Genomic DNA, 12557 nt, shown 5'->3' on the forward strand with positions numbered 1-12557 from the left:
TCCGATCGCTTTTCTCACTCTCCGGAAACGATCAACTCCGCTGCGTAAACTCGGGGTCATGAGCTTGGCGCACAAGGACGAAGATCTGCACCGTCTGGTCGACCAGTTGACGCCGGACCAGGCTAAGGCCGTGCGTGCGGTCGTTCTCCACCTCGTAGGCGATCATCAGGACGAAGAACCGCCAGCTTCCGTGCTTGAGGGGGGTCGGCGCCGCCGGCTCTCCTTCGCTGGACTCATGACAGCCGAAGCAGACCTTGCCGCACGGTCTGAGGACATCATCCGAGCTGAGCTGGGTCGGCACACGGCGTGATCCTTTGCGACACAGGGCCGCTTGTTGCGGTCCTCAACAGCGACGATGCCGATCACAAGCGCTGTCTGGAGTTCTTGGAACGCTGCCGTGGGCCCTTGATCGTTCCCGCACCCGTCTTGACCGAAGTCTGCTGGTTACTGGAGTCCAGAGTCGGACCGGCCGTTGAGGCGAGCTTCCTCCGATCAGTCGCCGATGAAGAACTTCGCCTGGAAGCGCTGACATTGCAGGATCTTTCCCGAATGGCGGAACTTGTCACCTCCTACGCCGACTTCCCTCTGGGGACAGTAGACGCCTCCGTCATCGCGGTAGCCGAACGTCTTGGAGTTCGGGACGTGGCGACGTTGGACTACCGCCACTTTCGGGTAGTGCGTCCACGTCACGTCAACGGCTTGGCGTTGCATCCGTAGCCCGTTGCTCCTCATGGCCGGGACGTGGTTGCGCTCACGAACGCATGAGGCAGAACTCGTTGCCGTCGGGATCCCGCATCGTGATCCAGTCCTCACGCTCGGCCTGAACCGTTGCCCCCAGTGCACACAGCCGCTTAACCTCCGCGACCGCGTCGGTGGCGCTCAGGTCGAGATGAACCCGGTTTTTGACCTGCTTGCTCTCTGGTACGAGTTGGAAGGAGATGCGCGGCAGCCTGCCGGTGATGTGGACGAGTAGGACGGTGGGGTCATCCTCCGGGCCGTTGACGCCCATGGAGCGCAGCTCATTGAGATCAAACGAATTGACCCGGTGTCGTTCGCCCGACACAGTCGTGCGCATGTCCCTCGAAGAAGGTCCAGACGACGCTTCCGGTGTGAGCTGGAAGCGGTGGGCCGTGGTGGCCATCGTGCTGGTCCTGCTCGCCGGGCTCGGCGCGGGGTGTGGGTCCTTCGCCGCGCAGAGGCCGGGCCTCTGCCGCCACCCGATGCGCCGTGGCCGACGACGGGGGAAGCGTCGGTGGTTCTGTGCGGGAGTGGCAGTGTGCAGGACAACTGCGACGGGCATGCGATCACGGCCGCGCAGCGCCTGATGGTCGAACGCACCCTCAAAGGCCTGCCCGAGGTGTCCGCCGTGCGGTTCCAGCCGCGCGCGGAGGCTCTCAAAGACTTCACGCAGGCGTGGGACCTGAGCGCCACGCTCCGCGCGGCAGTCCGCGAATCCGACATGCCGGAATCATTCGTGGTCGACCTCACCGCGACGGGAGACTTCCAGCGGAAGGTGGAGACGCTACCCGGAGTCTCGGACGTCTATATGCGCGGGACGAGCTTCTGGGCCGGTAAGGCCGATGTGGTGATCCGTCTCTGCCCGCAGACCGCTCCGGAGAAGGACTCGCCATGCGTCGGGCGGGGCGAGGCCGGCGCGGCCGAGAAGGCCGCCATCTACCAGACCCTTCGCACCCTCGACGGTATCGGGGCGATCTACCTGGAGGATCACAGGCATGCTACGAAGGACGCATACTGGATGATGCTCGCCCGGCCGGACAGCACAAAGCTCTCCCCGCGCGTTCCCGAGTCCTACCACCTGGTCCTCGACGGTCCGCAAGCCGTCGACCGCGTCAGGCGCGCAGTCGGCAGGCTCCCCGGCGTGAACAGCGTCGAGGAAGAGTTCTCCTGACCGAAGGCCGCCCGTCAAGCGCCGCCAAGATGACGACCGATCGGGTGAGCCGGCGGGAGCAGTCGACCGGACGGCAGGACAGAGGTCACCCTCCGGTCTGTCGCTGGTGCAGGTACCAGGCCGCGATCGAGTACGGCGGAGCCGCGGCCGGGGAGCGGGCGGCATGCTCGACGATCGCGTCCTGCATGAAGCGCGGGTCGGCGGGTCGGGGGTATGTCGCGTAAATCGGCTGGAGCACCGAGACGCCGAGGTCGGTGAAGCGGCCGGCATCGGTGAAGACACCTTTGTGGGTCAGGTACGTCAGCAGTCCGCGCCGGTCGGCGATGCCCAGGGAGGAGTGCAGGGCGATCGCTTCCCACACCCGGTCGACGTCCGCCGCGGCGATGCCGTGCTCGGTCAGCACGGATGCCGCCAGATCAGCGCCTTCCACTTCGAATCGGGCCTGGCCGGCCGCGAGGGCGCCCAGCCCCAGATCGTGCATCACGCAGGCGGCGAAGAGCAGGTTCTCGTCGTAAGCCGCGTCGTTCAGGCAGCCTTCCTGCTCGGCCAGCAGGCGGGCGAACAGGAAGCTGCGGATGCTGTGGTCGGCGATCGGCGTGCTCTCCGACTTCTGGACAAGGGCGAGGCTCGCGTCGGCCAGCGGCCCCGTCGGCAGGGCAAGCATGTCGTTCATGCCCCGACCGTATGAGCGCGGCGCAACAACGAGAAGCGGCCCGAGTGCCGTGCATCGCCAGGATCGGGCCATCACGTCGACGAATTGATCAGCGCCACGTGGTGGTCCTCGTCCTGCCCGCTGCGCCACTTCAGCGCCCGGCCCGGGCCGGGCGGTACCGGCTGCGGAAGGCGGCCGGTGTGGTGCCGGTGCGCTGGTCGAAGTATTTGACGAAGTTGCTGGTGTCGAGGAAGCCGAGGCGGGCCCCGATGCTCCCGACGGGTTCGTCGCCGTGGGCGAGGAGGCGTTTGGCCTCCAGCACGACCCGACGGTCGATGAACTCCTTGGCGCCGACGCCGGCCGCGGCGAGCGCGGCCCGGGTCAAGGTACGCGGCGAGTACCCGAGGACGCGTGCGTAGTGGCCGACGTCGCGGGCCCAGGTGAAGTTGGTCTCGACGGCGGCGCGGAAGCGCTGGAAGGTTTCCGTGTGCTCGGCCGGCGGGGTGCCCGCGGGTGCGGCCGAGTGGGTCAGGCGCAGCAGGAGCACGGCGAGCAGCCGCTGGAGGATGGCGGAGCGGGTGGGCGCCGGCACGCGCGTGGTGCCGTATTCGTGCGCGAGGTGGTCGAGGGCCTGGCGCAAGGCGGGGGCGTCCTCTGCGGTGATCTGCCACAGGGTGCGTCCGAAGGGGTCGTCGAGGCGGACGTCGCCGGCGGTGGCGGGGTCGAGGAAGTCGGGCTGGAACAGCACCAGAGTGCCGGTCGCCGCGCTGAGGTCGCCGAAACGCTGTACCTGGGCGGGGCGGACCCATAGCCAGGTGCTGTCGGTGACGGCGTGGTCGGCGAAGTCGACCATGTGCCACAGCAGCCCCTGTTCCACCGTGAGGAGCAGGTGGAAGTCCGGGCGCTGTGCGCGACCGGCTCCCTCGGCGTCTCGCGCGCCTTCCGCCTCGCCGTGGCGATGCATGCGACGGCGCAACTCGGCGATCGTCATCACCTCGACACCGACCGTGCCGGCCTCCGACGGGACGTACCGGATCTCCGGGATCGCTTCGTGTCCGTTTTTCACCATGACGAGACCTCACCCTACCTGGGCGGAACCTTTCGCGGCTCCTACGTTTGAAATCGGTCGAGAGCATCCGTGACGGTAAGGACGGCGCGGCTCCCGGCCGGCATCGATGACCGACTTCTACCAAAGGTCGGGAAGCCCGAACGGCAGACCGTATCCGTCACCGCCTGACCACCCACCGAACCACCACGACAGTTCACGAAGGAAACCACTGCCATGACGAACATCGCCGTCTTCGGCGCCAACGGCACCATCGGCTCCGCCATCGTCCGCGAGGCCCTCGGCCGCGGCCACACCGTCACCGCCGTCGTCCGCGACCGCGCCAAGGTCACCGAACGCCACGCGAACCTGACCGTCATCACCGGCGACGCCCTCGACGCCCATTCGGTCGCCGCCGCCGCGAAGGGCCAGGACGTCGTCGTCAGCGCTGTCGGCGGCGGTGACGGCCCCGGCCACATCGCCACCATCAAGCCTGTCGCCGTCGCCCTCACCGAAGGACTGCGGACCCTCGGCGAGCAGGCACCCCGCCTGATCACCGTCGGCGGCGCCGGCTCCCTGCACACCCCCGACGGCAAGAAGGTGTGGGATGCCCCGGGCCTGCCCGACTTCCTGCTGCAGATCATGCACGCCCACGGCGACGCCCTCGACCACTACCGGACCGTCACAGACGTCGACTGGACCAGCATCAGCCCCGCGGCCATGATCGAACCCGGTACCCGCACCGGCGGCTACCGCACCGCCCTGGACGACCTCGTCATCGACGGCGACGGCAACAGCGTCATCTCCGTGGAGGACTACGCGGTCGCCCTTCTCGACGAGATCGAGCGGCCCGGCCACCGCCGGCGGCGCTTCGCCGTCGGCTACTGACCGACAGGCGCACAGGCGTCCGGCCCGCCATTTCCCATGATGGGGAGTGGCGGGCCGTTCGAGAGGGGCGGCGGTCGGATGGTCCAAGTCGGGAAGTCAGACCTGCCCGAACCGGCTGCGATAGTCCTGAGGAGACACGCCCAGGGCTTTGACGAACGCGCGTCGCATTCGCTCGTCGTCACCGAAACCCGTTCGCCTTGCGACGAGACGCACGGGATCACGCGTCGCCTCAAGAAGGCGCCTCGCGGCTTCGAGCCGGAGTTTTTCGACGGCCCGTGCCGGGCTCTCCCCGGTTTCGCGGACGTAGACGCGAGCGAAATTCCGTGGGCTCATGTGGGCGGCGTCGGCGAGTGCCTGAACGGACAGATCGGTGGTGAGGTTCACGCGGATCCAGTCGTGCAAGTCGTCGAACCGGCCCCGTACGTCCTGCATCTGCTGTCGCAGTTCGATGCTGAACTGGGACTGCCCGCCGGGCCTCTTGAGGAAGAGGACCATCGAGCGCGCGATGTTGAGGGCCGTTTCGCGGCCGAGGTCGTTCTCGATCATCGCCAGCACCATGTCGATTCCCGCGGACACACCGGCTGACGTCCAGATCCGGCCCGAAGTGACGAAGAGCGCGTCGGGGTTCACGCTGACGGTGGGGTGCTCGCGCTCAAGTCGGCGGCAGAACGCCCAGTGCGTGGTCGCTTCCCGGCCGTCGAGCACGCCGAGTTCGGCGAGGACGAACGCTCCGGTGCAGATGGAGCCGAGCCGGCGCGGCCGGGCGAGGTGCTCGGCCAGGCAGGAACGCAGTGCGGCCGTCGAGGCCGGCGGCAATCTCAAGTCGCTGCCCGAGACCAGCAGGGTGTCGACTCCGTGGAGGACGGCATCGTCCAGCCGTGTGGTCTCCAGCCGCACGCCTGTGTCGGTGGTGACGGCTCTGCCGTCCGTAGAGGCGAGGACGACGTCGTAGGCGGGACGGCCGTCCAGGAAGTTCGCCTCGCTGAACGCTTGCAGCGGGCCGGCGATGTCCATGAGCTTCGCGCCGTCGTAGGCGACCACGACGATCCTCCGGATGTCTCCGATCGCAGCCGTGGCAGTTTCTGAGGGCATACTGCAATTTATGCCATGGCTTCGCGCCCCGTCCATGATGGGCGCGCTCATGCCGCCCGGCCGCCGCCCGGCAAGGACGACGGAACCGCGCGGCCTCGGAAGGGTCCCTGCGTACGCCGGCCAAGGCCAGGTGGCGATCACCGCAGGGCAGGACGGGAAGCTTACGCGGGCACGTCCCGCGCGATCTCGATGAGCTCGCCGGTGTTCATCTCGTAGAAGAACCCGAAGAGCTTGGTGGACCTCGGCACAGCGGGGTGGCTCCGGAGCAGGGCGAGGTCGTACTTGATCGACTCGTCGAAGTGCGGAATGGTCAGGGCATCCCGACGGAAAGCATCAGAGATATCCACGTTGTGCTCGTCGCGGTACCGGTTGATGAGCTGGTCCGGCCGGAACGCCGTCGCACCGCAGAACGAGTGGTGCACCACGACGACGGTCGTGAAGCGGAACAGGTAGTCCATGGTCGCGACCGCCTGCAGCGCGTCGACCGCACGCCCACCGGCGTTTGCCAGGGAGAACAGCGTGCGTGTATGGCCGACCCGGTTGCCGTTCTCGTCGAGGACGTTCTCGCCCGGGAAGACCTCGTCCCCGAAGTGCTTGGCGACGGCGTCGGGGATGTCCGCGGCTCGCGGATCGAAGCAGTGCACGACCATGGTCTTCATGGGGATCGCCTCATTGAACCCCTGGAAGTTCTCCTGATCGAACCACGGCTGGCTGCGGAATTCGTACTCGCTGAGATCCATCTTTTCCTCACTTGACGACTATTCGATGGGAACACGCCAGGCACTTCGGGGGGTCCCTGCAGATGCCGCCGCACGTGAGGGCCGGAATCGTTGTGCGGGTCGGCCAATGGAGCGCCTGGTGCCGGATATGGCGGCCGTCCGGACGCATGGCGGTGGCCGGCGACGGCCGGGAGACCGCGAATGCGCTGTCATCGGCTCGCTTGCAACGTTAAGTGGCCGGCTGGTTGGCGGCAATGACAGCAATACCTCGAATCCTGCCACCCGCTGGATGCGGCCGAGCCCCCTGTGCCGCGTCGGCCGCTCGCGCCGCCAGGCCACAGATCCGCGTTGATCATCGATGCTCGCTCGCGGCACATGCCCGTCGAGAAGATCCGCCCGCGGTGCCGGACTCAAGCGCAAGGACACCGGTCGGTACGACCACGGTGACGCGGTGCCCGTTCTTCGTGTGGCACGGTTATAGCGGTAGTTGGCATCCGTGCCACTTTTCGCCTGTGTGCGGCTCTCATAGCGTCACATCCATGACCAAGACTCCGCCCGCCCTGCCGAACGGGCTGTACGGCGACGTACTCGCTCTGCCTTCCGGACCGCTGGCCGAGGCGAGCTTCGCCGCGGCGCGGGCCGCGATGCACCCGTCCGTGCTGAACCACTGCATCCGCGGCTTCTACTGGTCCCGCCTGTTCGCCGCCCACAAGGGAGTGCTCGACGACGCGGACTACAACGAGGAACTCCTCTTCGCCGCGAACGTGATGCACGACCTGGCGACCGGGCCGGACGCACCGGGCCTGCTCCGGTTCGAGGTGGAGAGCGCCGATCTCGCCGCCGCCGTGCTGACCGGCCTCGGCGCGCCGGCTCGGGACGTGGACAAGGTCTGGGAGGCCATCGCCCTGCACACCACTCCGCAGATCCCCGAGCGAATGGGGTTGTTGACCCACCTGACCCACGAAGGCATCTGGATCGACTTCGGAAAGAACGCCGACCTCGTGGCCGAGGAGCAGAGCCGGATCCATGCCGCTTATCCGCGGCTTCAGATGGTCCGCCATCTGGCGGACGAAGTCCTCGCCCACGGTGCCCGCTCCGAGACGGCCGCGCCGGCCTACACGCTCACCTACCAACTCGCGCAGGAACGGGCGGCGGACGGCGTCACATCCATGGAGCGTGGCGTGATCAACGGACCATGGGGAGAGTAGGGGACGACACCCCGCGGCGCGATCAGCGTTCCGTGGCGAACGACTCGACGTAGGCCAGGGCTCCGTACAGCGCGTCACGCAGGGGTGCGGACTCGCCGGCCGCCTGGTCCAGCAGCGCTCCCCCCTGGAACGCGGCGGTGAGCAGGTGCGCAAGTGCGGCCGGGTCGGCCTCCGGCCGCAGTTCGCCGCGTTCGCGCATCTTGCTCAGGCCGCGCTTGAACAACTCCTGCCACCGCTGGAAGCCGTCGGCCACCGCGTCCCGGTGGGCGGGCTCCGCTTTGACGACCTCGGCGGCCAGGGAGCCGAATATGCACCCGCCGCGCACCATGTCCTGCGAGGCGATGGAGGAGTCGGCCCACCGGCGCAGTGCGGCGAAGCTGTCCAGCTCGCCCAGTTCGGGCGCCTGGTGGCGGGCGACGATGGTGTCGGCCTGCCAGGCGAGCACCGCGCGCACGAGGGACTCCTTGATGGGGAAATGGCGCGTCAACTGCGAGCCGCTGACTCCGGCGGCCGCGCGGATCTGCTCATTGTTGGTGTTCTGCGCACCCTGTTCGTAGAACAGCTCGGCGGCCGCCTGCACGATGCGTTCGCGGGTGGCCAGGCCCTTGGCGGTCAGCTTCTGAGCCGGCGCTTCCCTGGCAGTGGTCATGGTCACCATGGTACCAGAAAAAAGGGCTTGACAGCCCCTTCTTGATGGTGTTCCCTGGGGACGGGTCAAAAAAGGGCTTACAAGCCCATTTTCTGTGAGGCGGACGCCCGTCCACAGGCGGGAGCCCCGCCGGCCCCCTCCCAAGAAACGGAGAACACCTCATGGAACGCCACCTCCTCGTGATCGGAGCCACCGGCAAGACCGGCCGCCACACCACCGAACTACTGCTCCAGCGCGGGCACCGCGTCCGCGCACTCGTCCGCGGTCTCGACGCACGCGCCGAGCGGCTCGCCGCACTCGGAGCCGACATCGTGGAAGGCGACGTCCTCGACCTCGACTCCCTGGCCCGGGCGGCCGGGGGAATCGACGCCCTGTACTTCACCTATCCGATCCGCCCCGGCCTCATGGACGCCACCGCGAACGTGGCCCAGGCCGCCGAAGAGAACGGCGTCCAGGCGATCGTGAACATGTCGCAGGTCTCCGCCCGCCGCCACACCGCCAGCAACGCGGCACGCCAGCACTGGGTCGCCGAACGTCTCCTGGACCACTCTCAGGTCCCCGTCACCCACCTCCGGCCGACCTTCTTCGCCCAGTGGCTGATCGACACCTGGGCCGACGGAACCGGCGAACTGCGCCTGCCCTTCGCCGACGGACGCCACGCCCCCATCGCGGAAAGCGACCAGGCGAAGGTGATCGCGGCCATCCTCGAAGACCCCGCCCCGCACGCCGGCCAGATCTACCCGCTGTACGGAGCCGAGGAGCTCGACTACTACGAGATCGCCGAGAAGATGTCGCGGGCGCTGGACCGCGAGGTCACCTACGTGCCCATCGAACTCGACGAATTCGCCGCCATCCTGCACGGGCGCGGCGCGCCGGACCACCTGATCCAGCACCTGCTCGCCGTAGCCGTCGACTACCGCGACGGCGTCTTCGCCGGCACCAACGACCTGATCAAGAGAATCGGCGGCAGCGACCCCCTCGACGTCGAGACGTTCGTCGCCCAGAACCGGGCGGCCTTCGCCCTGCCCATCATCTGAACACTGGAGAAGAGCAATGAGCGTTTGGTTCATCACCGGCTCGTCCCGGGGCTTCGGCCTGGAGATCACCCGTGCCGCCCTCGCCGCCGGGCACCAGGTGGTCGCGACCGCACGGAAGGCCGAAACCGTCCGCGAGCAGCTCCCCGACGCCGGGGACGCGCTGCACACCGTGGCGCTGGACGTGACCGACCCGCTGAGCATCCAGGCGGCCGTCGACGTGGCGGTCGCGCGGTTCGGGCGCATCGATGTCCTGGTCAACAACGCCGGCACAGGACTGCTCGCCGCCGTCGAAGAGTCCGACGACGCCGCGGTCCGCGCGGTGTACGAGACCAACGTGTTCGGCCCGCTCGCCGTCCAACGCGCCGTGTTGCCGGTACTGCGGCATCAGCGTTCCGGCCACGTGATCAACATCAGCTCCATCGTGGGCTTCGCCACCGCGCCGGGCTGGGGCATCTACGCCTCCACGAAGTTCGCCGTCGAAGGCTTCACCGAGACCCTCCACGCCGAACTGGCCCCCCTCGGCATCCACGTGACGCTCGTCGAACCGGGCTTCTTCCGCACCGACTTCCTCGACCCCGCCAGCCTGCACACCGGCCCCGCCACCATCGACGACTACGCGGCCACCGCCGGCGCGATGCGTGCAGCGTCCGCAAGCCTGAACCACGCTCAACCCGGCGACCCGGTCAAGGCCGCGCGCGCCATTGTCGAGATGGCCGGCGTCGCCGAGCCGCCGCTGCGTCTCCCGCTCGGAGCCGACACCCTGCACGCCTTCGACACCAAGCTGGACACCTTCCGCAAGGAGATGGACGCCTGGCGGCAGGTCGCGCTCTCCACCGATCACGACTAGGACGACAACGCCGCATCCGCCTTCTCCGGCACCACGGTCCGAAGCCCGGCGGAAGCTTCGGTCGCGCCTGGACCCTGCCGCGGGCCTCCGAGCCCGATCCTCGACGCCATCGAGGCGCGGATGCACGGTCTGCTCGCCGGGATGGGGCGGCGCGGCCTCCGCATGACCGGTGCGCGGGGCACGGTCACGTGCCAGGAAGATCGAGTCCCCCGTTCCGCAGCCCTTTCGAGAGAGCGAGGGTGCCGGTCATGGCCCGACAGTACGAGACCTACTTCCCACACGTGGCACGAATGACCATGGTCGCTAGGATAGTGCCACTATGACCGGCAGACACCACATTGCGGTGCTCCTACTGCCCGGTGTGCTCCCGCTCGAGTTCGGTATCGCGACACAGATCTTCGCCACGGACCCTCACTATGAGCTGACCGTGTGCGCCGACACCGAGGCCGGACGAGTGCCAGGGCGGGGCTTTGCGATCACGGTCACGGCCGGTCTCGAGGCCCTGGACGAGGCCGACACCGTGATCATTCCGGGGTACGACGACATCGACACGGCCCCGTCGGCCGAGCTTCTGGCGGCGCTACAGGCGGCTCACGCCCGAGGCGCCAGACTCGTCTCCATCTGCACCGCGGCCTTCACCCTTGCCGCAGCCGGACTGCTCGACGGGCGCCCCGCGACCACACACTGGCGGCTCGCCGAGCGACTGCGTCAGCGCTACCCACTCGTCAAAGTCCTGCCGAATCAGTTGTACGTCGACGACGGTGACATCCTCACGTCCGCCGGCGTGACCGCGGGAATCGACTTGTGCCTGCACCTGATCCTCACCGACCGCGGCGCCGCGGCAGCGAACACACGTGCACGCGATCTTGTCGCGCCGCCACGGCGGCGGGGAGGCCAAGCGCAGTTCGTCGAACAACTCCGCCCCGAAGCGAGCGGAGACGAACTTGCTCCTCTGCGTCAGTGGATGCTCGACAACCTTGCGAAGCCCATGACCATCGACGACCTCGCAGAACGCGCCCATATGTCGCGGCGGACGCTGATCCGCCGCTTCCGCAAGGAGACCGGCACCCCGCCCATGGCCTGGCTGACCGACGCACGCATCGACCGAGCACGTGAACTGCTGGAGGCGACCACCGTGCCCATCGAGCAGATCGGCCGCCTCACCGGGCTCGGCGCTCCCGCTTCCTTGCGGGCCGCATTCCATCGGCACCTTGACACTTCGCCTCAGGAATACCGGAGCCTGTTCCGCCACAAGGACGAGAAGGTGGACGCATGACCGCCACATCTTCGCCAGTGCCCTCGGCTCTGTAGCCGGGCTCCCCGGTCTGAACAGCATCGAGGAAGAACTTTCCTGACCTGATGCACCCGTCAGCGGTGCTAAGACGACGACTCATCTGATGAACCGGCGATGGCAAAGGAGAATGATGGCGAGGGCGCCCCTGATACGCCCCCTTTCCACGGCCATCACGGTCGCCGTTCGACCGTTGTCACGCGCCAAGGGAGTTCAGGTCTTATGGTACGAGGACGGAAATGGCTGTTGACCGGGTGTGTTGCCGGCGCGTTGGGCGCAACGAGCATCGCGGTCCTTGTCACATCGCCGGTTGCCCAGAGCCGCGGCCAAGAAGCTCCGGCGCCGCAGGCCACCGGCCGTCTGTCCGGCCATGATCCTGAGCTGATCAGAGAGATCGAAGGGCTCTTCGCGGGAGAGGGTGTTCGCTTCGCCGCGACCGAGGAGTTGGTATATCGCTGCATGACGGGCAAGGGACTGCCGTACGTCAAGCGCCAGGCCCCTGATCGCGACATCAACCCCACTCTGGCGTCCGATTCCTACGGCACTCCTCTCAGTGAGGCGAGCACGGTTGGCTATCGCTCCGCGGAACGCCTCCGAACCGCGGAGGATGCCGACCCGTCCGGCGTCGGCCGGCTTTCGGCAGCGGATCGCGAGAGATGGGGCGAAGCCTTTTTCGGCAAGGAGGACGCGCCTGTCGTCAGGGCGACCTTGCCACAAGGGGGCACCACCGAGACGTCGAGCGATGGATGCCTCTCCAAAGCACGCTTACGACTGTACGGGTCCTTGCGGGACTGGCTGAAGTGGAGCACCTTCGCCGGATCCTTCGCCATCGAGGCGCAACAGCACGCCACGGCGGACGTTCGTCTCGCCGAGTTGAACCGGCGTTGGTCGGACTGCATGGCCGAGTCCGGCTACGAGGGCATCAAAGACCCGGAATCCGCCCGAGAGATGGCCGCCCGCGGACACGCCGACCCGAGCATCGACTCAGCGAAGGCCCAGAACGACGAAGTACGGCTGGCGACGGCCGACGCCAGGTGCGACACGGCGCTCGGCTACGCACAGAGCCGCCGCAAGATCGAGGACGAGCACTACGCGGCGGCCCTTGCAAAGCACAAGGCGAACATCGCCGACCTTCGGAAGATGAACGATCGGGCCCTGGCCAAGGCGCACAAGATTTTCGGAGACCGCTCACAACCTCGGTGAACGGTCCAGGATCACTG

At 67.7% G+C, this 12557-nt stretch carries 15 protein-coding genes; 8 read left to right on the forward strand and 7 right to left on the reverse strand.

The window, feature by feature from the left end; translation table 11 throughout:
• Positions 1 to 31 precede the first annotated feature (31 nt).
• Entirely contained in the window at positions 32 to 301 is a 270-nt protein-coding gene (locus tag IEY93_RS03485) for a hypothetical protein (protein WP_189161472.1), read from the reverse strand.
• A gap of 5 nt (positions 302 to 306) precedes the next feature.
• On the opposite strand from IEY93_RS03485, the gene IEY93_RS03490 reads away from it, so the two are divergent.
• Positions 307 to 717, forward strand: a complete 411-nt coding sequence (locus tag IEY93_RS03490; protein ID WP_189161473.1) for a type II toxin-antitoxin system VapC family toxin — start codon at positions 307 to 309, stop codon at positions 715 to 717.
• 34 nt (positions 718 to 751) lie between these two features.
• On the opposite strand, the gene IEY93_RS03495 is transcribed toward IEY93_RS03490, so the two are convergent.
• A complete protein-coding gene (locus IEY93_RS03495; protein ID WP_203967943.1) occupies positions 752 to 1141 on the reverse strand; it encodes a VOC family protein in 390 nt (129 codons plus the stop codon).
• A gap of 135 nt (positions 1142 to 1276) precedes the next feature.
• Here IEY93_RS03495 and IEY93_RS03500 point away from each other — a divergent pair, with 135 nt between their 5' ends.
• Entirely contained in the window at positions 1277 to 1909 is a 633-nt protein-coding gene (locus tag IEY93_RS03500; RefSeq protein ID WP_189161474.1) for a permease-like cell division protein FtsX, read from the forward strand.
• 85 nt (positions 1910 to 1994) lie between these two features.
• Here IEY93_RS03500 and IEY93_RS03505 read toward each other — a convergent pair whose 3' ends face one another.
• On the reverse strand, positions 1995 to 2573 hold the full coding sequence (locus IEY93_RS03505; protein WP_203967942.1) for an HD domain-containing protein: 579 nt from the start codon (positions 2571 to 2573) through the stop codon (positions 1995 to 1997).
• 139 nt (positions 2574 to 2712) lie between these two features.
• A complete protein-coding gene (locus tag IEY93_RS03510) occupies positions 2713 to 3630 on the reverse strand; it encodes a helix-turn-helix transcriptional regulator (protein WP_189161476.1) in 918 nt (305 codons plus the stop codon).
• A gap of 213 nt (positions 3631 to 3843) precedes the next feature.
• Here IEY93_RS03510 and IEY93_RS03515 point away from each other — a divergent pair, with 213 nt between their 5' ends.
• A complete protein-coding gene (locus tag IEY93_RS03515) occupies positions 3844 to 4494 on the forward strand; it encodes an NAD(P)-dependent oxidoreductase (RefSeq protein ID WP_189161477.1) in 651 nt (216 codons plus the stop codon).
• A gap of 96 nt (positions 4495 to 4590) precedes the next feature.
• On the opposite strand, the gene IEY93_RS03520 is transcribed toward IEY93_RS03515, so the two are convergent.
• Positions 4591 to 5535 carry a GlxA family transcriptional regulator gene (locus IEY93_RS03520; RefSeq protein WP_229690817.1) on the reverse strand — a complete coding sequence of 315 codons (945 nt, stop codon included), beginning with the start codon at positions 5533 to 5535 and terminating at the stop codon, positions 4591 to 4593.
• Positions 5536 to 5747: 212 nt separating this feature from the next.
• Positions 5748 to 6326: a carbonic anhydrase gene (locus tag IEY93_RS03525; RefSeq protein ID WP_189161478.1), complete on the reverse strand. Its 579-nt coding sequence runs from the start codon at positions 6324 to 6326 to the stop codon at positions 5748 to 5750.
• A gap of 518 nt (positions 6327 to 6844) precedes the next feature.
• On the opposite strand from IEY93_RS03525, the gene IEY93_RS03530 reads away from it, so the two are divergent.
• Positions 6845 to 7513, forward strand: a complete 669-nt coding sequence (locus IEY93_RS03530; protein ID WP_203967941.1) for an HD domain-containing protein — start codon at positions 6845 to 6847, stop codon at positions 7511 to 7513.
• 22 nt (positions 7514 to 7535) lie between these two features.
• Here IEY93_RS03530 and IEY93_RS03535 read toward each other — a convergent pair whose 3' ends face one another.
• Entirely contained in the window at positions 7536 to 8162 is a 627-nt protein-coding gene (locus tag IEY93_RS03535; RefSeq protein WP_189161479.1) for a TetR/AcrR family transcriptional regulator, read from the reverse strand.
• Positions 8163 to 8323: 161 nt separating this feature from the next.
• Here IEY93_RS03535 and IEY93_RS03540 point away from each other — a divergent pair, with 161 nt between their 5' ends.
• From IEY93_RS03540 to IEY93_RS03555, 4 genes are all read left to right on the forward strand, one after another.
• Entirely contained in the window at positions 8324 to 9199 is an 876-nt protein-coding gene (locus IEY93_RS03540; RefSeq protein ID WP_189161480.1) for an NmrA family NAD(P)-binding protein, read from the forward strand.
• Between the two features lie 16 nt (positions 9200 to 9215).
• Positions 9216 to 10046 carry an oxidoreductase gene (locus IEY93_RS03545; protein ID WP_189161481.1) on the forward strand — a complete coding sequence of 277 codons (831 nt, stop codon included), beginning with the start codon at positions 9216 to 9218 and terminating at the stop codon, positions 10044 to 10046.
• A 319-nt stretch (positions 10047 to 10365) separates the two neighbouring features.
• Complete coding sequence (locus tag IEY93_RS03550; protein ID WP_189161482.1) at positions 10366 to 11322, forward strand: GlxA family transcriptional regulator; 957 nt, start codon at positions 10366 to 10368, stop codon at positions 11320 to 11322.
• Positions 11323 to 11454: 132 nt separating this feature from the next.
• A complete protein-coding gene (locus IEY93_RS03555; RefSeq protein ID WP_189161483.1) occupies positions 11455 to 12540 on the forward strand; it encodes a hypothetical protein in 1086 nt (361 codons plus the stop codon).
• Positions 12541 to 12557 lie beyond the last annotated feature (17 nt).

It is taken from the genome of Sphaerisporangium melleum, from assembly GCF_014646695.1.
In the GTDB taxonomy this organism is placed as follows: domain Bacteria; phylum Actinomycetota; class Actinomycetes; order Streptosporangiales; family Streptosporangiaceae; genus Sphaerisporangium; species Sphaerisporangium melleum.